This is a genomic window from Pseudomonas sp. RT4P38 (genome assembly GCF_054897765.1).
Window position 1 is genome coordinate 2,177,267 of the sequence record NZ_CM142703.1, and the last position, 26,312, is coordinate 2,203,578.

Here is a 26,312-nt window from a genome sequence, read left to right on the forward strand (position 1 = left end):
TCCGGTCATGGAGTGAGTACTCTCAGGGACTCAAACTAAAGCGGCGTCGTTGAAGCGTGCCTCCCAGCTGTTTTCCTGTTTGAACTGCTCGGAAAATGCTGTTGTATTTGAGTATTCAAGCGCTTGGCCTATCGCAGGATTGAAGTCAGCGGGTGAATCGCAAAGATAAACCCCGTCCTGTTCCCCCCGGTAAGCCATTTCACCAAAGCTTGTTGAGAGAATCGGCAAGCCTAACGCTCGGTACTCGTAATACTTTATCGGATCAACAGACGATGTAAGTTCATTTTGCAGAAACGGGATAAGTGCGACATCGAATGTCAGCATTTTCTGCAGGGCATCTTTATGGCTGCACGGCGGAAAAAACGTGATATTCGGTGCCAGCATCAGTGTGGTCGGGTTAAACACGGGCCCTATGACATGGATCTGATCATCTGGCCGGCTTTCTGCGAGGTTGATCAACCATTTCCAGTCGAACCACGCGCCAACAGTTCCGACATACCCGAAAACCTTTGGCGATGGGTTACCACTTTTCTCTTTCGCGGGTGGCAAGAGCGTGACATCGAGGCCGTTGGGAACAAATTTAACGGTTGGTCGCTGACGTTCCCACTTTTTCTTCAATTTTGTCGAAGATGCCAGCAAAAAGGTTGTTTTTCGACCGATTTCGAGCTCTCGACGCGCCATGGCATTTTTTGAGATGCCCGAATAAAACGTCGGGAAATCATCCATGGCGTCATATACCGATGGATGATCTTTCAGCTGGTTCAACACTTTCAGGGCCAGTACGGTGGGTTTTCCGATGACCAGTAAAGTACTGCCTTGTTGCGAAAAAGCCTGGACCGTCTTAAGCAGATCAGCCCAACACAACACGCCATTGATAAGGCCTGATGCCGGTAACGGTTCTATAGGTAAAGCCCTGGGCTTCAATACGGTCAACCACGGTTCCAGGTCGTCTTTTTCCGTTTGATCGCTGACGCCAATTTTTTTGAAGTCTGCCAAAGAAGGAAAGCGGCTGGGGTAGGGGTCCAGCCACAGTACTTCGCCACCGGTTGATGCATGGAACCAGCGTGCGAACTTTTGCGGTCGCTGGGCGAAACTGGACCATGGAACGGGTGACAAATAGACAAGACGCATTAACGGCAGTGCTCTTTAAGAACCGCCACAATGCGCTCTGCGCCTCTGCCATCACCATAAGGAGAGACGCCCCGTGCCATCGCTTTGTAAGCGTCCTGGCTATCAAGCAATGTCTGCGCTTCTTCCAGAATTCGGTCATGGTTCGGGCCAACCAGTTTCACGACGCCCATTTCCACTGCTTCAGGTCGCTCTGTCTCATCACGCAAGACCAGAACCGGTTTACCCAGTGCCGGAGCTTCTTCTTGAACGCCACCCGAATCACTGATGATCAGGTAGGACTTTTTCATCGCGGCAATGAACGGCGCGTAATCCAGAGGCTCGCACAAAATGATATTTGGCGTATTGCCCAGAATTTCGTAAGCGACGTCTTTGACATTCGGGTTCGGATGAACCGGATACAGGATCTGCACATCGCTGTTGCGCTCGGCCAGAGCCTTCAGTGCGCGGCAGATGCCTTTGAAGGGTTCGCCGAAGTTCTCACGGCGGTGGGATGTCACAAGAATCAGGCGCTTGCTGTCATCCAGTTCGATGTCCAGAGTCAAATCCTTCGAAGCGGTCATCAGCAGGGCGTCAATCACGGTATTGCCGGTCACAGTGATGTCTCTTTCCGCGATACCTTCGCGCATCAGGTTGCTCTTGGAGCTCTCGGTAGGCGCGAAATGCCAGCGGGTCAGCCGGCCAGCGAGTACGCGATTAGCTTCCTCGGGGAACGGGTTCTGCATGTCCCAGGTCCGCAGCCCTGCTTCGACGTGACCAAACGCAATGCGGTGATAGAAGCAGGCCAGGGACATGGCCATAACGGTCGTCGTATCACCTTGAGCCAGAACTACGTCAGGTTTCTCGGCTAGTAATACGTCATCCAGTTCCAGCAGGAGTCGGGCGGTCAGCGCAGTCAGCGTCTGATTCGGGCGCATTATGTTCAGGTCAATGTCGGGTACGATGCCGAAGAAGTTCAGGACCTGGTCGAGCATGTGGCGGTGTTGCGCTGTGGCCAGAACCCGTACTTCTGCCCAAGGCTGTTGCTTGAGGGCGAGGATGACGGGGGCCATCTTGATGGCTTCCGGGCGTGTGCCGACGGTGCAGATAATTTTCATTTTCATAGTGTTTCCTATGCAAAATTTATTGAATTGGGTGGGACCTTCGCTCTTCGCAGGAGCCAGCGGGTCAGTATGAAGGTAGTGGGGACGGTAACGATGATGACGAACAGCGGCGCAAAAAGTTGATTAATGCCAATCTGTTCGACAAAAAATCCAAGTAGTATGGCGGATAGCACATATTGGATCAAATACACCAGCGGAATGGTCATGAAGCCTTTCCAGCTGACGGGTGTTTTGAACACAATTGTCGAATTAAACCAGTATGAAAAAACGATACCCAGTGCAAATGCAAATGCATAGGCAACCTGGTAAGGCATAATCACTTGCAGGCCGAAGTACAGTCCATAGGTAAAGGCAGTATTAATGCCACCGTATTGTGCAAACTCGTTTTCAAAGTTGCTGACTTCTTCCCCAAGCACATACCAATGACGATCAAGTACCTTCTTGATCGCACTGGGGAAGTCGAGGTCCTTGTTCATCGCCACGTCGGAAAAAAGGGGGAGCATGTCGATGCTTTGTGAAGAGCCATTGATGTACTCATTTCTGGGTGTTCTTGTAAGTGTGAGGTGTCCAAGTGCCCCATTTAGCCTCGTACGTGGCTTTGTTCTGTTCGAAAAGAGCCTGGCGATCGGCACTTCTCATCTTATTGAACGAAGCCGACAAATGATGGTGGATGAAGACATCTTCGGCGCAACCAATGGTTAGGCCAAGCTGCTCGACTCGGCGGCAGTAATCATCATCTTCGAAAAAGCCACGACCAAACGCTTCGTCCAATGGACCAATGGTTTCGTAGGTCTTGCGGGAAAACATCACGCAAAAGAAGGCGGCTGTGTACAGTTGCTGGACCTTGCCAATATGGCTACGGGTGTACTTGCCCGACTCCACGAGCATCTCGTCCATGTTGTTGTAACTGATCTGGATCTTGGCTTCGTTACCAATGTTATTGGTGATCGGGCCGATGATCCCGATGGTCTTGTTGCGTTGCAAATGACGATAAAGCGTCCGGACCCAGCCTGGAGTGACATAGGTATCGTTATTGAGCAGCACCAGGTATTCGCCAGTGGCTACGGCCAGGCCCTGGTTGTTGCCGGCAGCAAAGCCTCGATTGTCTTCGTTCAAGATGATCGAGCGGTTCGAGCCTTGGGTCACCCATTCCTGCAAGAGGGCAGGCGTGCCGTCCGCAGACGCGTTGTCTACAACAATAACTTCCAGATTTTCATGGTTGGAGTGCATGTCTAGACTGGCGAGGCAGGCTTTGGTCAGCTCGATATTGTTGTAAGTCACCACAATGACGCTGACATTAGGTACTGACCGAGACAGTTCGATCCGGTTGATCATCTGTTCGGCTCGATGCGCCCAGGTCTGGTTCTTGGCAAAGTGTTGGCGGGCCTGCACTCGGTCAGCCGAGTCCGTGGCGTTCAATTCTTCATTGATAGCACTGATAAAGGCTTCGGTGGTTGGTGCTGCATGGACCAGGTTTTCAAATTGCTTGATTTCCGGCAGGTCAACCGAGACTACCGGTTTACCCGCGCTCAGGTACTCGTACACCTTGACCGGATTGGTGGCCAGGGTGAGGGGGATGACCTGAAACGGCAGCAGGCAAACATCAAAGGCATGCAAGTACTTCGGCAGTTCGCTGTAGGCCATCTCGCCGGTGAACGTCACGTTGCTTAAGTGCGCAAGTTTTTCACGGGCTCCGACGGTGTCAGCACCGATCATCAAAATCGAATGTTCAGGGAACGCCTTGGCGACGTTTTCCAGCAGCTTGACATCAAACCATTCGGCGATGGCGCCGTAATAACCAATGATCTTGCGTTGCTGAGGATCGACGTACATGTCGGCAGGCTTGACTGCGAAATGGTCATATTCGCCCGCGTTTCTGATGAGAACCCGGTTGTCGGTATGCTGCGCGACGATTTCATCCAGCCAGGTGGACGTGGTGATTGTGATGTCGGCGTTACGCATCAGCGCTCGCTCGATGGACAGCACCTCTTCAGAGACGTTTCCGAATCCTTCGTGGTGATCCATGCAGTCGTAGACGAGTTCGCTGTCAGGCAGCACTGCCGCTGTTTCGTACCAGAATGGGTGCTGAATCACCGAGACGAGCTGACCGGATTGTGCCCAGTTCAAAACCTGGCCAATAGATGCCTTCAACTGATCGGCGATATCAACGCCCGGTGGGTTGTTGTAGATAACGGGCGCACCTTTGGCGTAAAGATTGATCTGGAAGAGCCGCCCGGCGCTATCCAGTTGCTCAACGGTGAAGCCGCCGCGGGGATCATCAACCAGGTTGACCGAAACGTAAAAAACCCGCCGTCCCGCGCCCGCAATGGCCTGTGCCAATTGCTGGGGGCGTTGGTGTCTGAAGTGCCAGTCAATCACGCCCCAGAAGATATAGTCAGGCAGCCCTTTTTCCTGAGGTGCTGGCACAATACCGGGAAGGTCGAATTGCCCACCTGCCAGAAACTGCCCTTTCATCGCGGACATAGGCGTGCGGACCAAGTGGGTATATGACTTGCGAATAGCTGTCTTGATGGCTTCTGGTAAAGGAAGTCGATTGAAAATGCTGCGCAGTTTGTTCTTCAGAGCCCGCTTGTCGCTGGGTTGCAGGCCATGACGCAGTAGGCGAGTCGAGAATCTCAGCGGCTGAGTGATCTTCCAGGAATGACTGTTGATTACCTCGTTGTATTGCGACTGGATAAGAACAAGGTGGTCGGAGATGGCAATACTATTTTCCTGGCTCTTGTGAAGGGCTTGCTCCGTATCAGCCAGACGCGTCATTAGCTCGTCAATAGTTGCATTTGTCTCGGTGATTTTGTTGCGTGCCTCTACCATTCGGCGCTTCAGGTCCGAAAGGGCTGTGTCGGCTTCCACATGAACGTTGGCCAGGCTCAGCGTCTGGGCTGAGTGTTCCTGGACATTGGTGTAAATCAGCAGAATTTGCTCGCCCGGCCAGTAGTTTGGCTGGCAGTCCGATGTATCGGTGATGCTGCTGTGCGTGAGTGCCCAATTTCCGAAAAAAGCTGGAATATTGTCGAACTGAAAGGAGTAGAAGTGTTCATCAATGAGTTCTTTTTCCCGGAAAGGCAGCAACAGGACGATGAATTTTTTCGCTTTGGCCGATACGGTGTCCAGCACAGTCCATGGCGACTCGAAGTGCTCGAGCGTATTGGACGAAAACAGAATGTCCCATTGTGGAGCGTCGCTGCCTGCTAGAAAGTCATCACACAGGAATTGGCACTGCGGATAAGCCTGCTTCGCTTTTTCAATAGCTTCCGAAGAAAAGTCCACGCCCACAAGGCCGGGAGTGTTCAGGCGCTTGGACAGGTGTTGGGTGCCGTCACCTTGCGCGCAGCCCCAGTCGCACATCGTCAGGTTGTCGGTGGCGATCAGCGATGACAACCATGCGGGAATTTTCTCGGCCGCCACTTCACTGAAAAAGATACTTTGCTCTCTGCCGAAGTTTTCTTCCCAGTCATTTGAAAAGCGAAAATCCCAGTAAGTCTTGGAGTTCACTTCACCAGTGGTCGTTATGGAATCAGACGGTTTTTTCATGGTGTTGTTGCTCCCTTGCCGGAATTGCTTTTTTCAATATTGATAGAGATTCGAGGCATGAATTGCCCGGATGCATTGCTGAGGAAAGATGATGAAAAATACTGCGCGCCTTCCATGTACTCGTAGTAATGGATAGCGGCGGAAGAGCGGTTTTCTATCGCAGCGACTAACAGGTATTCTCCAGAACAGAGTGGGTTTTCAAGTTCAAAGCTTACTTCTTGAAATTTTTCGTCGTTGGAGAATTTCAGCTTGTCGTTCCAAGTGCTACCGACAATCAGATCGCTGCCAGACAAGTTTTTCAGTGAAAATGAAACGGACAGGCCCTCTATACTTCGGAGTGCATCAATATTGAACCTGATCTTCACAAACATTTTTTCGTGATCGGAATACAGATTCTTTTTTACGCCAGTGCTGTCGTAAATACCGGCATCCTGAATAATGCCAATATGTGAACCCCAATGATTAATGGGTTGGCTGGCTTTATGCGGTTCGGTATCGGTGACTGCCTTGCTCGGCGCATTTCCGGTGTTGGGCGCATTGTTAAACAGGTGCTCGGTGTATTGTGCCGTGATCGGGAAGACGTCGCCGAGACCGCGTACAGTGCCTTTATCTAGCCAAAGCGCCCGATCGCATAATGTGCGCACTGCTGCGACGTCATGAGAAACAAATAAGATGCTGACCCCGGACTCTTTCATCTGCTTGATGCGATCCAGGCATTTGGCCTGAAAGCGTGCATCACCCACGGAAAGCGCTTCGTCAACCACCAGGATGCTGGGTTTGGTATGGACGGCAACCGAAAAAGCGAGTCGAACGTACATCCCGGAAGAGTAGGTCTTTACAGGCTGGCTGATGAATTCGCCAATCTCCGCGAACTCTTCAATGGCCGCATACTGGCTATCAATTTCGTCGCGGCTCAGACCCAGAATCGCAGCGTTGAGGTAGACGTTTTCTTTGCCGGTAAATTCGGGATTGAAGCCTGCGCCAAGCTCCAGAAGGGCGGCAACCCGACCTTTGACGGTGATTGTGCCTGAGCTTGGATTCAAGGTTCCGCAAAGCATCTGAAGCAATGTCGACTTGCCTGAGCCGTTACTTCCTATTATACCGACGGTCTCACCCGGTTTGACTTCCAGAGAGGCGCTTTTTAATGCCCAGAACTCGTGGAAGTACTTGCGCTTCCCCCGGAACAGCATTTGCAGCAAGCGTTTATGCGGTTTGTCATAGACCTCATAGCACTTGCTAAGGTTGTCGATTTTAATGACCGCATCAGAGGACATCAGCGAACCCCTTGCGTGTCTTTTGGAACCAGGCGAATCCGCACCACGCGATCAATGCTCCTACGGTAAACATGATGGCCCAAGCAGTGAAATCGGGGAGTTGACCAAACACGAGCACGTTGCGGCTCTGTTCGATCAGGGAGGCCAAAGGATTAATTCTGATCCAGAACTGATATTTTTCCGGCAGGGCGGTTATCGGGAAAAATACTGCCGACATGAATAGCAGGACGGTGGAGAACATGGCCGTTATCTGACTGATATCCCGCAGGTAGACACCCAGCGACGCAAATAGCCAGCTCAACCCCATAATGCCGAGCAGCAATGGCAGCACCACAATAGGGAGAAGCAGGGCTGTGACTGGAATACTGTGTTTGAAAATCAGTTGAGCAACCAGCAATACCAACAGGCTGATGGCTGCATGGAACAAGGCGGAGCAAAAGGCGACCCACGGCAAAATTTCGAGCGGAAAGACAACCTTTTTCACGTAACTGACGTTGGAAGTAATAAGCGTGGGCGATTTGTTTATGCACTCGGCAAAAAAACCGTGAATTAACAAGCCGACAAACAGAATGATGGCGAAGTCAGTTTTGTTTTCATCTGCTCCTGTACCCCAGCGGGCCTTGAACACAACTGAAAACACAAACGTATAAATGACCAACATTAATATTGGGTTGAAAAAAGACCATGATAAACCCAACGCCGAGCCACGATATCTTCCGAGCACTTCACGTTTGCTTAGTTGCACAATGAGACGTTTGTTACGCCACAGGCTTTTTATCATTTCGAAAGGGTGTGCTGAGTAATTTTGCATCAGTGATTTGACTCGACTTCTTTTGCTAGTGGCCCATTTGAAAACATGATTTGAACGATGGGAGCGATGATCCGTTGCGAGGGAGAAAATCGGGCCCTCCCGTTATAGTCCTGCCTATACGTTTCCATGCATTTATCGCCTTGATTGGTGTCGGCCAGATAAGGTTTGCCGGCACGATCTGTTCGTGCAGCACCCGGCTCCAGCCGCGTCGCGCATGGTATCGCATTGGGCCAGGTTTTTTCACTAGTCAGCCGTCCATTTTTGCCTGACGCGCAGCGCTCGACAGCTTTTTTTTCGATATTGGCTGGCATTTGGCCTGCACTGGCGCACGGGTACGGAGTTGGCGCTTTAGAAATGCTTCTCACTTTGTTTTGAAGTGTTGATTCTGCTGTTCAGCCCATAGGGGCTGTCGCGATTGTGGAAAAGGGGGGAGGTTTAGAGGGCTCTACTACAAGGTCAGGGGTGAAACTTTATGGATAATGCTTTAGGTAAGAATTTTTGGTTAGCGGGCGGTGTCCACAATTACGTACAATGAGCCATCGGTTTCTGTAGGGGGATGGGGCCAGAGACGGCCAATTATTTATGGATAAATTTCGAATTTTTCTGCTGGGTCTGCCTCGCAGGCAAAAACGACTGATTCAAGTCGCCACCGACGGCATTCTTGTTTGGATTGCGCTATGGCTGGCGTTCATCGTGCGTCTTGGCATTGATGATATGTACAACCCTTTCCGTGTTCACTTCTGGCTCTTCGCCAGCGCGCCTGTGATCGCCATTCCTCTTTTCATCCGCTTTGGCATGTACCGGGCGGTCATGCGTTACTTCGGCAATGATGCGCTGATCACGATAATCAAGGCCGTCAGCATGTCCTCGCTGATTCTGGCACTCGTGGTCTATTGGTACAGCAATCACGAGACCGTCATCCCGCGCTCTATCATTTTCAATTATTGGTGGCTAAGCCTTGTGATCATAGGCGGTTTGCGCTTGTGTATGCGGCAGTACTTCATGGGGGATTGGTTCACCGCGGCGCAACACGTTCCTTTCACTAATCGCGACGATGGTTTGACCAAAGTGGCTATTTATGGAGCAGGCGTGGCCGGGAATCAGCTGGTGGCGGCGCTGCGCATGGGACGCGTAATGCGCCCAGTGGCATTTATTGACGATGATTCAAGTATTTCCGATCGATCCATTTCCGGGTTGCAAGTTTATAAACCCAAGCACATCCAGCAAATGATCGATGTCACCGGAGCGCAAGAAATCCTTTTGGCGCTCCCTTCCTCTACTCGTGCACGACGTCGGGAAATTCTCAATCTTCTGGAAGATTTCCCGCTTCATGTTCGCAGCGTGCCCAACTTCACCGATCTGGCCAGTGGCCGGGTCAAGGTCGAGGATATCCAGGAAGTGGATATCGCCGACTTGCTGGGGCGTGATTCGGTGCCAGCGCAACCTGATCTCCTAGAGCGCTGCGTCAAAGGCAAGACCGTGATGGTGACGGGGGCTGGCGGATCGATTGGGGCAGAGCTTTGCCGGCAGATTTTTTCTCTCGGGCCGACCACGCTTTTGTTATTCGAACATAGTGAGTTCAACCTTTATAGCATCCTGTCTGAGCTGGAACATCGGGTCAGCCGAGAGTCTGTTTCGGTCCGCTTATTGCCGATTCTGGGCTCCATCCGCCACCCGGACAAACTTCTGGATGTGATGAAGACGTGGCATGTGGATACCGTTTATCACGCTGCCGCGTATAAGCACGTACCCATGGTCGAGCACAATATTGCTGAAGGGGTTTTGAACAACGTCATTGGTACCCTCAATACCGCTCAGGCAGCGTTACAGTCGGGCGTAGCGAATTTCGTGTTGATTTCCACGGATAAAGCTGTCCGGCCTACAAACGTAATGGGCAGTACCAAGCGCCTTGCTGAACTGACGCTACAAGCCTTGAGTCGCGAAATCGCTCCAGTGCTGTTTGGCGATACGGCCAATGTTTCCCGGGTCAACAAGACCCGGTTCACCATGGTGCGCTTTGGTAATGTGCTGGGGTCATCCGGCTCAGTGATCCCGCTGTTTCACAGGCAGATCAAATCAGGTGGCCCGTTGACGGTCACCCACCCGAAAATCACTCGCTATTTCATGACCATCCCCGAAGCTGCGCAACTGGTGATCCAGGCGGGTTCCATGGGGCAGGGCGGTGATGTGTTCGTTCTGGACATGGGTGAGCCGGTGAAGATTGTCGAGCTGGCAGAGAAGATGATTCACCTGTCGGGTTTAAGCGTTCGTTCAGACAAGAATTTGCAGGGTGACATCTCCATCGAATTCACCGGTCTGCGTCCTGGGGAGAAGCTTTACGAGGAGTTGCTGATCGGCGACAACGTGGCAGCGACGCAACATCCGATGATCATGAGCGCGAACGAAGATCATCTGCCCTGGGATGTACTCAAGGGCCGTTTGAGGGAGTTGCTGATTGCTGTCGATCATGACGATTACAGTCGCGTCCGTCAGCTCCTGCGCGAAACCGTCAGCGGCTACACCCCCGATGGCGAGATCGTTGACTGGATCTACCAGCAACGTCGCCTCGAACCCTGATTGTTTCACATCCTGTAACGGACACATTTTTGACAGGCTACAGACATCGCCTAAGTTTGGGAGGCAGCTTCGGAAAAGCTGCTTTCTCAATCGATGTCATGGAGCGTCATTTATGTGTACTGGCTATTTCTACTCTTGCTCACCAGCGCGTCTATTGCTGCCATTGTTGAGCCGACGGTCAAACCAGAGGCTGGCAATGCACCCTTGGTGGTGGAAGTTTCTCCCTTGGCACTGACCGGCAAGGTCGATCTGAAGTAAGCGCTCCATAAGCCCCACATTCAAAGTCACCACCTGATCCCCGATGCTGTGCTCCCATTTCTTTCCGGAGCCAGCCCCTTAGGATGCGTCCCGAGTCGCATCGGAGTTACGGTTTTTGGTCGCTCAGGAGTGAGCCTTCGCATTTCCTGATACATATTGGCACGTCCGCGATATGGCCTTACTAGCGGTTGATCTTTATGCTCAGCGGCCATTTTCAGGAGATTTTTTCGATGCAAGGAGTGCAAAAAATCAAGTTCCTATCCATCGCCGCGATCCCACTTTTAGCGGCGTGCACCATTCCCCTGCCAGCTGACGTTTCCAGTAAGTCCCAGCGACCTCAGTTAGCGCCATCCTCAGCCGTCGACAACTGCTCAGTAGGCTGTCCCTCTGGCGGCAGTGAACTGACACTCAACCGTCAGACCTATACCCTAAACAACAACGGCTCAACGAAATTTGCCAACTGGGTTGCCTACAAAATCACAAAGGAAACCCCAGCCAGCGGACGCCCCCGAAACTGGAAAACAGACCCCGACGTTCCCACCGGAGAAACGCTAAACCCGGTCGACTACAACGGAGCCAGCGTCGCCCTGAAAATTGACAGGGGCCACCAGGCAAACCTCGCTTCCATGGGCGGCGTAACCGATTGGCAGACCCTGAACTACCTCACCAACATCACCCCGCAAAAAGCTGACTTGAACCAAGGCGCATGGGCTCGCTTAGAGGATCAAGAACGCAACCTGAGCAAGGCGCCTGACATCGATGCCGTGTATGTGGCCACAGGTCCTCTCTACGAAAAGAACATCGGTTCGCTACCAGGCACAAACAAGATCCATACGATCCCCAGTGGCTACTGGAAAGTGATCTTTACTGGTAGTACTCCTGCCAACGGCCTCTATGCGGCTTTCATCATGGAGCAAAGCATCCCACGCTCAGCGAGCTTCTGTGACTTCCAGGTGACGGTAGAAGAGATAGAAGAACGTTCGGGTCTGACGCTGTGGAGCAGTTTGTCACAGGACGTTCAGGCAGATCTGAAATCTAAACGCGGGCAGTTGTCTCAGAAAATCGGATGCGCTTCATCCGCAGTTTCCACCCACTAGATACGCATAAAAAAACCACCTGTCGTAAGACAGGTGGTTCCGGATTAGTTCTAGCCAGATTATTTAGTGAATGAACCTCATAGCTGCGATCAAAATACCAATGGTAGCCGACAGCATCACACCCATACGAATTGTAAGTTTCAAATCAGCTTTAGCAATCTCCGCCGTTAGCCGATGTTCAAGAGTAGAAATATCGCTGGTCAGCCGATGTTCAAGAATACTGATATCACTCTTGGTTGCTAGAAAGGTTTGCATGTCTGATTCCAACGCTTCGATGACTGCATGGGCTTTCAGCTCGGGGACGTTGATCGAAATCAACGCTGTATATAGAGCCAGTTCCATTTTCATAAGGCCTCCAAAAAAATACAAAGGCCTACCCACAACGGGAAGGCCCGTCGTGGGTGAGAAAAACTGTGCTTCCATCGACTTAGTCGACTGACCGCGCTACCGGAAGCGATGCGGTCATTGGGATGGATCCTACGGTTGAACCGTAGCACCGACTGAAAGATCCTGTCAGCTGGGCATGTAGCTGATCGAATCAGCAAAACATTGCCCTAAGGAAGGTCTGAAGTACCCACCGATTTTTGATGCCTTCACTACTTGAGGTTCAAAAAAAATGAATCGGTCGAAAAACAGCCCTTCTTGTCCTTAATTCACGGTTCTTTCCTCTGATCGCGCTGTTTCAGGGCGATTAGCCCGCATTACAGACGCACCTCGCCCATCCCCATCAACCGTTTTCGCACCATCCACAGATTCGACAAAGCGAACAAGGTTGTCTGTTGAGCGATGTTTTTCGACAAGCCACGAAAGCGCACTTTCGTATAACCAAACTGGCGCTTGATCACGCGAAACGGATGCTCAACCTTGGCCCGCACCTGCGCTTTCGCGTATTCGATCTTGCGTCGCATGCGCCCGATCAGGCTCTTTTTTGCGTGCTTTTTATAGCTGCTTGGTCGGGCGGCAATCGACCAGATCATCTTGCGATCCTGATGCTCGGGACGTTTGTCCACGCCGGTGTAACCGGCGTCGCCACACACGTAAGTTTCCTCACCGTGCAGCAACTGATCGACCTGCGTCACGTCCGCCACATTGGCCGCCGTGCCCACCAGGCTATGCACCAAGCCGGATTCGGCATCGACGCCGATGTGCGCTTTCATACCAAAAAAATACTGATTCCCTTTCTTGGTTTGGTGCATTTCGGGATCGCGTTTACTGTCCTTGTTCTTGGTCGAACTCGGCGCGTGAATGATCGTCGCATCGACCACCGTGCCCTGACGTAGCATCAACCCTCGGTCGCCAAGATAACCGTTGATGACCTGCAAAATCCCACCGGCCAACTCATGTTTTTCCAGCAGACGCCGGAAGTTGAGGATCGTGGTTTCATCGGGGATCCGATCCAGGTGCAGCCCCGAAAACTGGCGCAAAATTGTAGTCTCATAGAGCGCTTCTTCCATCGCCGGATCGCTGTAGCCGAACCAGTTTTGCATCAAGTGAACCCGCAACATGGCCATCAATGGATACGCCGGACGGCCCCCTTCGCCCTTTGGATAATGCGGCTCGATCAAATTAACCAAGCCCTTCCAGGGCACCACCTGATCCATCTCGATCAAGAAGCGCTCGCGGCGGGTCTGCTTACGTTTGCCGGCATACTCGGCATCGGCGAAGGACATCTGTTTCATCGGGACTCAACCGTCGTGTTCGTGTCAGGCGGGTATTTCACCAGATTTGGAAGTCTTCTTCAGAGTTTCCCTAAAGTGCTTTCAAACGCGTGCTCTGTCAATCCAAAAACCGGTTACTGAGTGTGTCCTGAAGCGGGTGGCGATTCTTCTGTTCGGCCAGGCTTCACCAGCTTCAGGTATGGATTGTTCAAGGCAAGATCGTTGAGTAAGCCTCCATGTGATTTGAGCAGGTATCCGTTCAGTAACCTTGTTTTGCGTGGGCCGGTGACTTCGCACACCCAGATGTTCAGCCCGCTGCGTTGCTTTCGATGCAGCTTCAGCTCTTCGAAGCGTCTCTGTATCCATTCCCAATCGTACAAACCTTGCTGCTTGGCGATTTTGGCCAGGTGAGGATGCTCCTGTGCGTAGCGTCGGAAGATCCCGGGTGTGACGAGGTAGAGAGTGTCGCTGACGCTATGGACCAGTGCTCTCTTGTCGTTCGTGATGATGCGATGTGTCTGAACGCCCTTGGTAAACCACTCCATGAAGTGGGCTCCAGATGGCTCGACGATGGTCGGGATAGTCGGTGCCTGTATGACTTGAAGCTCAATGTCCTCCATGGCGTCTAGCTCTTCAAAGTAGGGAGGAGGGGAGCCGAACAGATCCATCAACATATCAACTGAATCTGGTGCTGCTCGTCCAGGAGCAGGTGCTGCTGGTGGGTTTGGTTTCGACAGAGCTTGGTTTGTTGCATTTGCAGGTGGCGATGGCGGGTTGGAGACGACGATGGCGGTGCCGGCAGAGTTGATCGGTTTATCGATTACGTCGACGGTGATGCTTCCGGTGAATGGTTCTGGGCGCGCACCGGCCTCCCAGATCAATGCTGGCGACAATTTCAGGAAGGTGAAACTGTAGGTCCAGCCGGTATCACTAGTGACGGTAGCATTCCAGATGGCTTTTCCGTCAGCACTCGGTAGAGCGATACCGTGCTCCTGAAGGACGTTGAAGACGGCGATGTTTTTTTCTGGAATGCCGCCGACGCCTTGTGAAAGTAGGTGTGCGCGAAGTTTGTCAGAGACTGTTTTACTGACGAGCCACAGTGCGTCATTGGTAAGCCATCCATCTGAGGCTTGAGGCTGATTGATTTTCAGCTCTTCGCTGAGCAGGTAACGGAGTCCTTCCAATAGCTTTCGCTGCAGTGCGTGTTTGGGTGCTGTCATCGCCACGCTTGGGTCGCCACCGAGTGCTTGGGCTACTGACGCCTGGTCGGCTTGAGAGACAAGAGTGCCTAGCTCGCCGGCGTACTCTTGCTGGCCTGCCAGGTTGAACAGCAGCGAGGTCCAGAGTTCAGGGAATGTGCAGAGCCAATCCAGAATGTCATTGTTCAGTATTTGGCAGATCAGCACGCCTGATACAGCGCCGTGTAGCCGGTATTGGCGATCCTTTCTGTAGCGCAGTCGGTAGGGGCGTGACAAAGGACCGTGCCACGGATGCCAGAGCGTCCCGTCGGCATATTCGACGTGTACATCGACAGCGATTTTGCCCAGGTCGTGGCCAAGGGAGGCGTAGGCGATTGCTGCTGTCCAGGCTTCAGCTTGGGCGATCTGAGTTTCCGGTTGTGCACCCGTGGGAAGGAGTAGGGACTGCCTCAGTTTTAAGGCGTAGGCAACTACCTCGAGGCCATGGTCCAGCATTCCGCCGGGATAGGCATGGTGGTGACTTTCTGAGGCAGGAAGCAGTTGTACCAATTCGGCATAGCGTCTGATGGGATCAAGGTAGAGCTTATTGAATTGGTCGCGGGAGAGGGCGGTACGCTGCCAAATGTTGTTTAGCAATTTTTGTCGGCGGTTTGTTGCCAGCAGTGACAGAGCTGACATCGGAGCGGTGAGTCCTGTGGGAGTTGATTGCTCGGCTTGGGCAGTGTCCTTTTGAGTTGGTTTGGGCTTGCGATAGAAAATTGAAAGCATGTTTCCTCCTGTTAGCATGGTCTGGAGGAAGGACTTTTCTCCTTTTTGGGTAGGGCCTTTCCCCTTGTGCTCCATTCCCTTGGTCCGTTCCTTTTTTCCGTTTACCTTTTGAGGCTGCGGCAACCTGCTTGGTGGTCGCTACGTTGAATGGGCGAGCGAGTCGTCCCCTTTTTATGGACAGCAGGATTCTGCGAACAGGGAGGTGTTTGAAATGGAGGGGGAACGACCTACGAGGGCGGCGCGATTTGGTCAATGGGCTGGGAGACAATGGCGCAGATATGTTCGCCGAGAGACTGAGGCGATCCTTTGGTTCAAAGGCAAAGGAATGTCTGGTTATGTTGCCAGTACCTTGGCGTGGACAATGCGGTTCAATCTCCTTCTGATGATACTGCTCGTGGTCGGTTCGCTCGCTGCGATCGTAGCCATCGCTTATGTATCATCAAAATGCCATGTGGACTCAGCACGAGAAAGCGGGGAGTGGGCCGTTGGAGATCCAAACGATCATAAAAAAAGTGTTTTCTATGACCCCATTAATTTCAACGATCCGGATGATCCCCGTTTTGATGATTGATTCAAAGGAAGGGGTTCACTTGAGCATTTTCAGGCCCAGGCTGCTCCCTTTGGAACCTGCATCTCCAGCCTGTTTCGTACTGTCATTGAGTGATTGGAGGATGCCTCCCACACGGACGCCTGCCCAAGCCAAGCTCGCAACCCAAAACCCTGGTAGAACGATAAACATCGTCGCCATAACGAAATTCAGCAGCATGTCGCTGAAGGAGTTGTTCAGACCCATGAGTACGTTGAAATTGCTGTGCGGTGAGTTCCAGCCGTACAGCGCGTCGAGGATAGTGCTGTCGATCCAGCGGGCCAGTTGAAACCAGAAGTCTACGAAGAACAGGGCGAACTGAACGCAGCTGATGGTCATGAGGGCTTTGAGGTCGTAGGTGCCGATGACCAGGATCAGTGGGATGCAGATGGTCAGTGCCATCTTAAGGAAGGAAAGGACCATGGGTAGGGCTTGGCGAACGACATCCATGGCCGGAAAGAAGGCTGTTGATCCAACGGTCAGACCCAAGTCTGCGGCAGCGCGCGCAGCGATGTTTGACGCCTTCATGTCGATCTGGCCCCCGTAGCTGGAGTAGACCTGTCCTTGGTTCAGCGTCTGTTGACGTGGGGATACGACGGAGCGGATGACGGCGTCATCGGCTTCAGTTTTGCTCAGGAAGCCTGCCCACTTACTGAGTCGGGTGAGTAGGTCTGGGTCGACCTGTTGCAGAAGCCTTGATCGCAATCCGTGGCCTGCATCTGACCACCATTGCCGGCAGGTTGGATAACCCCCGCCACCTGGTACTTGAGCTAGTCCAGCGTCGCGCGCGGTGTTGAATGGCCAACGGCTGCGAGGTGTCTTGGAGTGATACTTGTCATAGTAACCGCTGGTGTTGAGCAGGTGTTTTGAGCCAATCCAGTTGATGTCGTCCAATTGTTCGTCGCTCAGGGTGGGACGGCTCATGAACAATTTGGCACGCGCCGGCCCGTAGCAATCGTTGCTGAAGTCAGCTACTTCCTGAGCCAGAATTGGGTCGTCGATGCGAGTGGCGTCAATGTCCATGCGCATTTGCCGCAGGTCCGTACCGCACGGAATGGCTGCGATGGATCCTCCGGTAATAGCCTTGGAAATCGAGTGCATGAAGAACCACCAGATGGGCACTTTGGCGCTTTGGTTGTTGAGCGTTGTGAAGCTGTTGGACCAGCGAGTGTCTTCTGGCTTGGGGACGCTGACTTGGCATTGGTTGGAGCGAGTGCTGTCGAACTCAATGGTGTTCAAGTCGACATCAATGAAAGGGATACCCGCGAACATGATGACGATGATGGCGACCCACACTCGGTTTTCGATTCGCAATGAGGACAGCACGCCTTTGTTGCCCTCATCGGCACCTTCGGTTCGAGCTCTGAGCCACTCCTGAAGAATGATCACCAGAAAGGGCAGGGCGAACACGCCGCTGGCAACCAGCAGCTCCCAGATTCCGTTGTTGACGATCCACCCAACCAAAGTCAGGTAAAACTCCAGATAGTCATTTGTGTAGAGCGTCATGGGATCGTCCGTGGTCAGTTCGAGCTGAAGGTCATTAATTCGAGCAGTGCAATCGCAGAAACGGCGGCGACTTCTGCGTGCAGCAGACGTTGATGCCGTGGTGAAGTAAATCCTTGGTAAGCGAAGCGCCGTCGCATGCGGTACCAGCCGTATACGGTGCCGCTGTACAGAGTCAGACGCCAGATCAGTAGGGCTGACGCTTGTGTGCGCAGCCACTGGCTCAAGCCTGTGATGTTATGAGCTGCGTCAATGCCCAACAGGCCGATGACGACTACTGCCAGGGTGATCAGTGCCACCCAGAGGATGAGCTGACCTTTGGGTGTTCGACGAGTTTGGGCTTGTTTCATGGCTACTAATCCTTGGGTATCGCTTGCTGGATCAGGTCCAGACGATTGCGCACTGGATCACCCTGATAGACGCCACGAGAACCTGCTGCTCGGTCGTTTTGGCGCTGGATCAGCGCCATGGGGGAATTGCCCGCCAGGGTGCGGCGAAGTTCGAGCTCGGTTTTGAGGCTGTTGATTTCCTGTGTCAGGGCTTCGCTTTCGGTGCTGATGGCCTGCTGAGCCAACTGATTGGCAGCTACGTTGGGTTCCTTGCGTCCTGTCATCAGGGTTCGTTGGAGTAGGAGGGCTTTTTCCAGGACGCTGGAGAGCGCCACCTCAGAGGCCAGGCGTCTTGCCAGCAAGTCCTGGTCAGGTTCATCACGCAGCGCTTCGATCACGCCTCGGGTAATGGGCAGTGATTGACTGCTAGCTGCGAGCAAGTTCTCGACGGAGGTCGGTTTGCTGCCCTTCACCAGAGCTTCAAGGGCCTGCAACTTGGTGTCGTACTCTTCTTGAATCAGTGGGGTGAGACCCACGCCAGGTTTGGTTTTAGTTTTGGTGCAGCTGTCGCACGTCTGGTGCTCGCGCTCGCCCAGGACTCGGGTTGCCCAGGCCTCCGCCTCCTGTGGGGACGACCAGGTTTGGCAGCTCAGGCGGTTGCCGCAGGTATTTTTGGCGATTGCAGATCGATTGCCGACATCCCGTCCGTTGAGTAGGTTGAAGCCGGCGCGGGTGACATCGGAAACCACTTTGATGGACGGTTGGCTTTTGCCCCCGGCCGAGTTTCCTCCGACCCAAGTAACGCCGTTGTTACCTCGATGCTTCTCGGCCTGTTCAACGGCTGCCACGGCATCATGGCTTTTGACTGTATTACTGAGTGCCATTCCTTCAGCCAATTCGCCCCAACCGAGCTGGCCGCCTGCGACATCGGTCATGCGTTCGGCAACGGCCCGACAGGTGGATTTAGAGCGATCGAAGTCGAGACGGGCTTGCAGGATTCCGTTGGTCAGCAGGTTGTACAGACCGGGGTCGGCACGCTGGATGATCAGTGCGGGGAGGGAGGCCACAGCACTCGTCGCGTTCTGAATCACGTTGCTCATGATGGACTTGAAGCCGCTTGTCGCACCGTTAAGTTGGTTCTGCAGGGTGGTGTTCAGGCTCATGTCGCCGCAGATCAAGTTAGTGTCCCAACCAGCCCCGACGCTGATGCTGTCCATGCTGGCAGCACCGCCCATGGTGACGGCACTTCCTCCTCCGATGCTGTAGAGCACGTCGTCACCGATCGCTGTACCGCTTTGGTTGATCTCGTATTTGCTCGCGGCATTAGCTGTGGCGGCTGACAGCAGTAGGGCTGCTATCAGGATCCTGGATGGCTTGAGCTGAGAGGAGGTAGCAACGAATAGGTCGGCTGCTTTCATTGGTTCGCTCCGGCGAAATCTGTACTTCCCAGGAAGAGTTGGCCTTTGCGTTCGCAGCAGCTGTAGGGCCGCCAGAGCGCCCACGCATAATCACCTCGTGGGGATTGAGTGTGAGCAAGGTTGTTTGGAAACACTGCGCAGGTTTGAGATTGGCTGGGAGCCAGTTCTTGCCATTTACCCGTGCTGGAATCACTTTCCTTGAGTGGGCCGGCAGGCCAATATCCATCGTGCTTTTTGCCTAGCATGGGCTGATAGACATGAATCTGTCCGCGGCGGGTAACGATGTCGCCAGCCCGTTGAGCAACAACAGCTGCGCTTTTGTGGTCGTCGACTCCATGCAGGAATCCACCACGGGGGTATACCGCTCCCCACAGATTCGCACTGGTGCGACTGCCGATCTCTCGCACACCTGGTGTGAGAGCTTCGGGGAATACCAGTTCGGGGACGTTGTAGCGCCAGGCGATGGTGTCCAGCGTGCTCAGAAAATAGGGCATGAGGATTTTGCCGGTGCCTGGGCAGGCGTATCCGGACTGGCCCGCGAATTGACTGAATAGTGCGCCGCCGGGATGGCCGATCACGTCAGCGTTTTTGAATTTGGCGAGATCGTTTTCGTGACTGATGCCAGCGCTGCCGTCGCCACCACCTCGGGCGGTGGAATTGCTCGAGCTCAGTACTCGGACTTCCGACCAGGGATTGTCTCCGGTATTGCTGTAGCTCGACACCACAGCATCAGGTACGTAGTGACGAACCTTGGGGGAGGTGCGGACTTTGCAGCCGAAATTGGTGCAGTAGAGCCAGTAACAGATGCCAACCACGCGATAGGCCAGGCAGTCGGGAGATAGGCTGGAGGCAGTGATTGCTGCGGTATTGAAAGCCGGTGCCGACAACGGTAATCCCATCGCTACGACAACCGCTACGGAGCGGTAAGTTTTTGAATGAATGTGGGTCATGGTTTGATCCTGCGCAAAGCGGTGTGCGCAGTGAACCAGTGGTAGCAGGCGTCTTCCCTTCAAAAACGGATACGACGCTGCTCCCTATTGACCGGATTCCTCGAGTGCAGAAAAAAGCGCCCTGTAGGGCGCTTTGGAGTGAGGTCGGATATTCAGGTTGTGTCAACGTTTCAAATTAAGCCGGCTTCTGCAAAGGAGTAGGGTTCGCCTTTGCCTATGATGAAGTGATCGACAAGTCGAATGTCCATTCGGGGTAGCCAATCTTTCAGGAGGACAGTGATGTTTTTATCGTGTTGACTCGGTTCAGTGTTTCCGGAAGGGTGATTGTGAGCGACGATAATCGCGGCACTGTTCAGTTCTAATGCCCGCTGCAATATCCTCCTCGGATACACGCTAACTGCATCTATGGTGCCGTGGAACAATGACTCGTATGCCATCACCTGTAGACGAGAGTCTAGGAAACACACAGAGAAAACCTCTTGGGTTTCACCAGCGAGTTTAAGTCGCAGATACCGACGGACTTCCTGCGGGTTGTCCAGGCAGGGACCACGTTTGAATATTCGATGCTCCAGAACCGCGATGGCCTGCTCAATCAACAGGTCTTCCTGGTGTCTGGTATTGTCCTGTGCGACACGCGTATCAGCATTAGGAATCTGTTTTGTCATAGGAACCTCAGAGACGAATCAGAGGTACCTGTCCCGAGGGGCAGAGACCCCTGGGGAATGTTGATGTCGGTAGGCTCAATTTGAGCCTGGGAAAAATGGCATCCTCCATCGCGCTTGCGATGGCCACTCGCGCAAAATGGATGCGAAGCGAGTGGTGTTGATCAACTCAGCAGAGCTAAGTCGTAGCCTTGAAGATCGGGGCTACCTGGGCATGTCGCTGACGGGGCAGCAGGCAAACTTGTGATGCGGCGCATTGTTGAACAGACGGTGGCATCCGTCGGCATTCAAAGTGAAACACGGTGTCCCCACTTTTTTGAATCAGCCACTTTCTCTGACGCGCATCAGGTAGAAACGCTTCATCCAACGTAATGACAGAGGGATTGCCCGGTTTTGGAATGAGTTGTTGCGAGCCACCCGTTCAGTATTCAGGGTACGCTTTGGTGTTTGCGATCACTCACTATAGGTGGTGTGGCGTGCGAAACAGGCCGGAACTGTCTGGGCTCAACGTCCATGTTCAACGTAGGGGCCCAAGTAGAAACCTTGCGTATCCCAGTTGATTCGATAAATCACTTCTTTCCCTGGCTTGATGTTGGCCGCGACAGTTTTGATCGCCACACCAGCACATAATCCAGACTCGGCGAGCCCGGTGCCGAGATTCACTTCACCGGCAGGCAAAACGAAAGATGCCTTCTGACCGGGACCTATCTTGGCTGCGCGCTGACCATCAATGTAGAACACGACGTCACATCCCGAACCGACAAACCCGTCATCACGGAGAATGGTCAGGCGTCCCGGATCTTTCGTACCCTGGCTTTTGAACGCGTATATCTCATTGGCCGGCACTGGCCGCGCTTCAGAAACCCGCATGGGTGATGTTGCGCACCCGCCCAAGGCCAGCAAGACCGCCCCCGTTGCGATAATCCTTCGCATAATTTTCCCCTCCTGAAAAAGGGCGAATGTATCAGAGCGTCATACTGCTTTGCTTCAAAAAGCCATTCGCCAAAAACACCATCGCCAAGTACTACCAAGAGTGTCTGCTTCTGGCCCAGAGTGTGTAAAAACGCTTCGTCAAAATTGAAGTTTGCGCGTCTATGCGAAATCTGAAAATTATCGGCTGCTCAGCCGATCTGGATTTTGCGTAGAAACGCGATTTTCAGTCCAACACTGGGCTCCAATCGCGCTGAAAAACGTTTTTACACAGCCTCGGCCGATAGCTGCCCATCGCGAAATGGTGCAATCGACCGACGCCCTTAAGGTTAGTTAACTCAATCCAGCACCGGGCGCAGGAAAGAGCGTTCATAATTCAGGATAAATCTTCTCTGGGTAGCCTCCGCCACCAATCTGATGCATTCCTCATCCCGCTCGCCTTCTTTGCGATAGTGAACGTGATCGCACCATGTAAGGATGCGTGCCGCGACCTTCGACACTGCGATAGCAGCGTATCCCACTGTATGAGCACGCAATGGTTTTGAAAGGCTTCGAGGGCATTTGCCGCCCGCGCGGTTGAGTTCACTGACAGCTAGCCACTAGGTAGCCGATCGACGAGGAAATCTACTAAAGTCTTCACCCTTCGGATCGGCGTGCCAACAGTAGTGATCTAAAGAAGCGACTAAATGTTGTGTTGGATCTCCAGCATCCTGAACGTCACTTTTTCGCCCTCGGTGGGATAGCCGGTGTTGTCCTGCACATACGCACCCGCTTTGAAATACAGTGGTTTGGTCTTCCAGCTCGGGTCGATGGTGGTTCTCCAGTTGTATCCTGCTGCGCTGATGCCCAGCGCGCCCTTCGGGCTGAGGTGGATCTGGTAGGAAAAGTTGCGGTCGAGCGGCACACCCGTCGCAATGGTAATGACCTGGCCCTCTTCATCGTCGGGGCGCATGCGCACCTTGGCGACAATGTTTCCCGTCGAAGCCGACGTTTTGTATTGGTATTCCAGCTTCACCATGGGGCTGTTGCTGTCCTTGTTGTGGATCTGGCCAATCACGATCTTGCCGGTGCTGGGCACTTGATTGACGGCCAGACTCGCCCGCAGGGTGTTATCCGCCGCTGAATACTGCCAGTTGCGCAGCCTTCCATCGCTATAGGTTTCCCGCAACTCGCTACGCGGGTAAACAGCGTTGGCCGTCCTGGAACCGGTCACAGGTGCCCAGAAGGAAAGGGTAGCGGCTTCAGAACTGAAATACTGGTCCTTGAAGCCTTGCGCCAGTCGAGGCGTTTCTATGGTGGCCGGTGGGCTGCCTTCAGGGATGCTTAAATTCCAGGTGGCGAGGTCGATCATGTCAATAATCCTGTATGCGGGGAATGTTGCGGCCGCAGTTGCGCTCGAACCGACGCTATTGAGCTGTGTCAATTGGGTCTGTTGATTAGGAAATCCGTATGGCGGTAGATTGACGTCAAATGTTCGTCGAGGTGGTTATTGCAGGCTTTGTGCCTACGGGGGTCACCGTTAGTCGGCTATTTTTGGAGTTGATGGAACTAATCCGGGTTGCTTAGCAGCTGCAGCGAAGAAACCTAAGCCATCAGCGGTGGACGGGTCGGCTAGGACGAGCGCATGCACTGGACGAAGAACACGCGCAGAATCCGGTTCTGAATAACCGGCGCGGAGCGCCATAAAGACAGGAGACCGCTCATGAGCCACCGAAGCAATTTTGCGCTGTTGAGCTTTGATCCGGCGTTTGCGTCGTTGCGCGATGGCCTTTCAGTCGCTCAGCAGATTGACGACACACTCTGGGTGGCGAACGACGAAACCACGAGCTTGGAACGCCTGAAAATCCAGGATGCTGCGCCCGGCGGCGTCGTAAGGTGCGACGAGCACCAATCGTTTCCGCTCCTGGAGTATCTGGATCTGCCCCTACCGAAACAAGACGCCGAGATCGATATCGAGGGCTTGGCCTATGTCCATGACAGTGGTTACCTCTGGGTGGTGGGCTCCCATAGCCTGAAGCGCAAGAAGGCCGAAACCGGCACTCCTGCACAGAAGAATATCAAGCGCCTATCGACGGTCGAGGCGGACGGCAATCGCTTTCTGCTGGCCCGCATCCCTGTGGTACAGCAGAACGACAGCTATGCACTCGCCAGGAAGGTGGACGCCGATGGACGTACAGCGGCGCAGCTGCAGGGCAACGAAGTCGGTAACGACCTGACCGCGGCCATTGCTGAAGATCCTCAGCTACGCGACTTCCTGCTTATCCCGGGTAAGGACAACGGCTTCGATATCGAAGGGTTGGCGGTGATCGGCTCGCGCCTTCTGCTGGGGCTGCGTGGACCGGTTCTACGCGGCTGGGCCGTGTTGTTGGAGATCGACCCCGAGCTGAACGACGCCTCGTCTGACACGCTGGTGCTGAAGAAGATCGGTCCGGATGGGCGCCGCTACCGCAAGCACTTCTTCGCGCTCAATGGCCTGGGCTTGCGTGACCTGTGCAACCGCGGTGACGATCTGCTGATCCTGGCGGGCCCCACCATGGAGCAGGACGGTCCGGTAACGGTCTTCCGCTGGCGCGGCGGTTTCGCGTCCGACGAGGAAAGCGTGGTCTTCACAGATCAATTGGAGAAGGTGCTGGAGGTGCCTTTCGGGCAAGGCAACGATCACGCTGAGGGCATGTGTTTGTTCCAATCGGGCGAGCAGCCTGGGGAGGTTCTGATGATCGTCTACGACTCTGCGGCGGAGAGTCGTAAACACGGCGATACGGATGTGGAAGGGGACCTGTTCATCCTGGATTAGCCACGCACATCGACGTCAACGCGGCCTGTAGATCAGTTTGCCTGGGCTGCTGGTCGCCACCCTCGGACTTGCAGCACTGGCCCTGCAGTTCGAGTCGGTCTTCATCGCGGTGAAATGGCTCGGCGTTGCCTTTATCCTGTTCATCGCCTGGAACTTATGGTCAAGAACACCGAACAAATGCAGGCACCTCCAAAGCGCTCAGCAGGTCGGGCCTTCTCGCCGGAGCCGTGCTGACTCTGGGTAATTTAAAGCCGTCGTATTTTTCGGCGCGGTGTTGCCCCATGCATTTGATCTGACGGCTCTGTCCTGGCCAGAAGTCATATTCATTACCGCGCTCGGCATCGGGATCGATCTCACCGTCCAATTGACTTACCTCGTTACCGCGTCGCGAATCAAGCGGGCCATCCAGTCACCGAAGACAATAAAAGGTCTGAATAGAACGTCAACAGGCGTCATGACGGGTTGTGCGGGTTGGGTGGACGTTTGCTGATGGCGGATTTGAGGCGCAACCAGTGACCGCTAATGGCCGAGGTTGTGTAAAAACGTTTTTCAGCGCGATTGGAGCCCAGTGTTGGACTGAAAATCGCGTTTCTACGCAAAATCCAGATCCTGAGCAGCCGATAATTTTCAGATTTCGCATAGACGCGCAGACTTCAATTTTACGAAGCGTTTTTACACACTCTGCGCCGATTGCTGCCTGTCGCGATGGGCTGCACTCGGCAAAGAGCAGACTGTCGCTAATGGCAGGGTTTGATATCGGCTCTCACCGGCGTCAGCCTCCGCTAAGCTAAGCACCACGGGTCAAGGGAGCTAAAGAAAGCTGCGCTTACTCGTCGGCTACCTTAATCATTAGTCACCACAAGACCCCAGGCTCACTGTTGCCATGATCATCAAGAACTACTGGTATCTTGCCACGTCAGCTTTACCGACTGACTACTCACCATTGGAACAAGATCTTCTCTCCGAGCCCCCCGAACTCATGCGGCGTCTCGCCTCAGCAGAAGGGCTTATCTTGGGTTCGTGGAATGAGGGTACACGTCTTGGATATGTCTTCGCCTTGGGCGTATGTATTGAACAAAGCCCCGCTGGAGCGCGGATCGACTGGCGTGAGGTCGATCTCACGCTGAAGCCAAGCCCATCTGGCAGAACTCATTGGCGTTCAAAGCCCTTCTTCAATTTTGCAGACACTGTGAATGAGCGCTACGGGTTTGCCGATCTCTTTGCCGAACGCTTCCCCGACATGGACTCAATTACTTTTGCGAGTCGCAGGCCATCTCCAAGCATCACCCGTCGTTTGCCAACTATCGCTACTCCCGGCTATGTATACCTGATCCGATCACCGCACGGTTTCAAGATCGGGAAGACCGTTAACATGAAATCACGGACCCGTTTGTTCGAAGTCAAGTTGCCGTTTCCGATTACCGTTGAGCACTACGCATGGTTCGAAAACTACTCCGAGGCCGAGCGCACACTACATGACACCTTTCGCGCCCAGCGCCTCGAGGGTGAGTGGTTTGATCTAGTCCCGGCCGACATCGCGCACATCCAATCGCTCGGACGGCCGGCAACAGCGGAAGAATTGAGAGGACTTTAAGTCTGATGCCGAACAAATGCTGCGCATTCTGCCGACCGCTCAAATGTACGTTAGTAACCATTCCAGGTTGTGGATTGCGGCCATCCTGGACAGGCAGTTAACGGCCAATTAAATCATTCGT

At 53.6% G+C, this 26,312-nt stretch carries 23 protein-coding genes; 6 read left to right on the forward strand and 17 right to left on the reverse strand.

Going from position 1 to position 26,312, the window contains the following annotated elements:
* Nucleotides 1-30: 30 nt before the first annotated feature.
* From ACYZT7_RS10120 to ACYZT7_RS10150, 7 genes are read right to left on the reverse strand one after another with little or no spacing between them, the layout of a single operon-like run.
* Nucleotides 31-1,131, reverse strand: coding sequence for a glycosyltransferase family protein (locus ACYZT7_RS10120; RefSeq protein ID WP_462040901.1), 1,101 nt, complete (start codon nucleotides 1,129-1,131; stop codon nucleotides 31-33).
* Nucleotides 1,131-2,231, reverse strand: coding sequence for a non-hydrolyzing UDP-N-acetylglucosamine 2-epimerase (gene wecB / locus ACYZT7_RS10125; protein ID WP_462040902.1), 1,101 nt, complete (start codon nucleotides 2,229-2,231; stop codon nucleotides 1,131-1,133). Before wecB ends, ACYZT7_RS10120 begins: the two co-directional genes overlap by 1 nt.
* 8 nt (nucleotides 2,232-2,239) lie before the next feature.
* Nucleotides 2,240-2,734 carry a GtrA family protein gene (locus tag ACYZT7_RS10130; RefSeq protein WP_462040903.1) on the reverse strand — a complete coding sequence of 165 codons (495 nt, stop codon included), beginning with the start codon at nucleotides 2,732-2,734 and terminating at the stop codon, nucleotides 2,240-2,242.
* A gap of 31 nt (nucleotides 2,735-2,765) precedes the next feature.
* Nucleotides 2,766-5,783, reverse strand: coding sequence for a glycosyltransferase (locus tag ACYZT7_RS10135; RefSeq protein WP_462040904.1), 3,018 nt, complete (start codon nucleotides 5,781-5,783; stop codon nucleotides 2,766-2,768).
* A complete protein-coding gene (locus ACYZT7_RS10140) occupies nucleotides 5,780-7,057 on the reverse strand; it encodes an ABC transporter ATP-binding protein (protein WP_462040905.1) in 1,278 nt (425 codons plus the stop codon). Before ACYZT7_RS10140 ends, ACYZT7_RS10135 begins: the two co-directional genes overlap by 4 nt.
* Nucleotides 7,047-7,868, reverse strand: a complete 822-nt coding sequence (locus ACYZT7_RS10145; RefSeq protein WP_462040906.1) for an ABC transporter permease — start codon at nucleotides 7,866-7,868, stop codon at nucleotides 7,047-7,049. The genes ACYZT7_RS10140 and ACYZT7_RS10145 overlap by 11 nt, the downstream gene beginning before the upstream one ends.
* Complete coding sequence (locus ACYZT7_RS10150) at nucleotides 7,868-8,179, reverse strand: hypothetical protein (RefSeq protein ID WP_462040907.1); 312 nt, start codon at nucleotides 8,177-8,179, stop codon at nucleotides 7,868-7,870. Before ACYZT7_RS10150 ends, ACYZT7_RS10145 begins: the two co-directional genes overlap by 1 nt.
* A gap of 271 nt (nucleotides 8,180-8,450) precedes the next feature.
* Here ACYZT7_RS10150 and ACYZT7_RS10155 point away from each other — a divergent pair, with 271 nt between their 5' ends.
* The 3 genes from ACYZT7_RS10155 to ACYZT7_RS10165 all read left to right on the forward strand — a co-directional run bounded on the left by ACYZT7_RS10155 (nucleotide 8,451) and on the right by ACYZT7_RS10165 (nucleotide 11,800).
* A complete protein-coding gene (locus ACYZT7_RS10155; RefSeq protein ID WP_462040908.1) occupies nucleotides 8,451-10,445 on the forward strand; it encodes a polysaccharide biosynthesis protein in 1,995 nt (664 codons plus the stop codon).
* Between the two features lie 114 nt (nucleotides 10,446-10,559).
* Complete coding sequence (locus ACYZT7_RS10160; protein ID WP_462040909.1) at nucleotides 10,560-10,703, forward strand: hypothetical protein; 144 nt, start codon at nucleotides 10,560-10,562, stop codon at nucleotides 10,701-10,703.
* 230 nt (nucleotides 10,704-10,933) lie between these two features.
* Nucleotides 10,934-11,800: a DNA/RNA non-specific endonuclease gene (locus tag ACYZT7_RS10165; protein WP_462041765.1), complete on the forward strand. Its 867-nt coding sequence runs from the start codon at nucleotides 10,934-10,936 to the stop codon at nucleotides 11,798-11,800.
* Nucleotides 11,801-11,863: 63 nt separating this feature from the next.
* On the opposite strand, the gene ACYZT7_RS10170 is transcribed toward ACYZT7_RS10165, so the two are convergent.
* From ACYZT7_RS10170 to mobH, 3 genes are all read right to left on the reverse strand, one after another.
* Nucleotides 11,864-12,148: a hypothetical protein gene (locus tag ACYZT7_RS10170; RefSeq protein WP_462040910.1), complete on the reverse strand. Its 285-nt coding sequence runs from the start codon at nucleotides 12,146-12,148 to the stop codon at nucleotides 11,864-11,866.
* Nucleotides 12,149-12,501: 353 nt separating this feature from the next.
* The gene (locus ACYZT7_RS10175; RefSeq protein WP_462039262.1) at nucleotides 12,502-13,479 is read right to left on the reverse strand and encodes an IS5 family transposase; all 978 of its coding nucleotides are present in this window, start codon (nucleotides 13,477-13,479) and stop codon (nucleotides 12,502-12,504) included.
* Nucleotides 13,480-13,592: 113 nt separating this feature from the next.
* Complete coding sequence (gene mobH, locus ACYZT7_RS10180) at nucleotides 13,593-15,425, reverse strand: MobH family relaxase (protein WP_462041766.1); 1,833 nt, start codon at nucleotides 15,423-15,425, stop codon at nucleotides 13,593-13,595.
* 211 nt (nucleotides 15,426-15,636) lie between these two features.
* Between mobH and ACYZT7_RS10185 the strand changes: the two genes are divergently transcribed.
* Nucleotides 15,637-15,996, forward strand: coding sequence for a DUF3742 family protein (locus ACYZT7_RS10185; protein WP_462040911.1), 360 nt, complete (start codon nucleotides 15,637-15,639; stop codon nucleotides 15,994-15,996).
* Nucleotides 15,997-16,011: 15 nt separating this feature from the next.
* Here the strand turns inward: ACYZT7_RS10185 and ACYZT7_RS10190 are convergent, their stop codons facing one another.
* The 7 genes from ACYZT7_RS10190 to ACYZT7_RS10220 form a co-directional block, all read right to left on the reverse strand.
* Complete coding sequence (locus tag ACYZT7_RS10190) at nucleotides 16,012-17,517, reverse strand: conjugal transfer protein TraG N-terminal domain-containing protein (protein ID WP_462040912.1); 1,506 nt, start codon at nucleotides 17,515-17,517, stop codon at nucleotides 16,012-16,014.
* Nucleotides 17,518-17,531: 14 nt separating this feature from the next.
* Nucleotides 17,532-17,864 carry a hypothetical protein gene (locus ACYZT7_RS10195; RefSeq protein WP_462040913.1) on the reverse strand — a complete coding sequence of 111 codons (333 nt, stop codon included), beginning with the start codon at nucleotides 17,862-17,864 and terminating at the stop codon, nucleotides 17,532-17,534.
* 5 nt (nucleotides 17,865-17,869) lie between these two features.
* Complete coding sequence (locus ACYZT7_RS10200; protein ID WP_462040914.1) at nucleotides 17,870-19,261, reverse strand: integrating conjugative element protein; 1,392 nt, start codon at nucleotides 19,259-19,261, stop codon at nucleotides 17,870-17,872.
* Entirely contained in the window at nucleotides 19,258-20,211 is a 954-nt protein-coding gene (locus ACYZT7_RS10205; RefSeq protein WP_462040915.1) for a TIGR03756 family integrating conjugative element protein, read from the reverse strand. The genes ACYZT7_RS10200 and ACYZT7_RS10205 overlap by 4 nt, the downstream gene beginning before the upstream one ends.
* Nucleotides 20,212-20,381: 170 nt before the next feature.
* A complete protein-coding gene (gene radC, locus ACYZT7_RS10210) occupies nucleotides 20,382-20,876 on the reverse strand; it encodes a RadC family protein (protein WP_462040916.1) in 495 nt (164 codons plus the stop codon).
* A 501-nt stretch (nucleotides 20,877-21,377) separates the two neighbouring features.
* Nucleotides 21,378-21,806, reverse strand: coding sequence for a hypothetical protein (locus tag ACYZT7_RS10215; protein ID WP_462040917.1), 429 nt, complete (start codon nucleotides 21,804-21,806; stop codon nucleotides 21,378-21,380).
* 679 nt (nucleotides 21,807-22,485) lie between these two features.
* Nucleotides 22,486-23,154, reverse strand: coding sequence for a polysaccharide lyase family 7 protein (locus ACYZT7_RS10220; protein ID WP_462040918.1), 669 nt, complete (start codon nucleotides 23,152-23,154; stop codon nucleotides 22,486-22,488).
* A 351-nt stretch (nucleotides 23,155-23,505) separates the two neighbouring features.
* On the opposite strand from ACYZT7_RS10220, the gene ACYZT7_RS10225 reads away from it, so the two are divergent.
* Both ACYZT7_RS10225 and ACYZT7_RS10230 read left to right on the forward strand, forming a co-directional pair.
* Entirely contained in the window at nucleotides 23,506-24,597 is a 1,092-nt protein-coding gene (locus ACYZT7_RS10225) for a DUF3616 domain-containing protein (RefSeq protein WP_462040919.1), read from the forward strand.
* A gap of 883 nt (nucleotides 24,598-25,480) precedes the next feature.
* Nucleotides 25,481-26,191, forward strand: a complete 711-nt coding sequence (locus tag ACYZT7_RS10230; RefSeq protein ID WP_462040920.1) for a GIY-YIG nuclease family protein — start codon at nucleotides 25,481-25,483, stop codon at nucleotides 26,189-26,191.
* Nucleotides 26,192-26,312 lie beyond the last annotated feature (121 nt).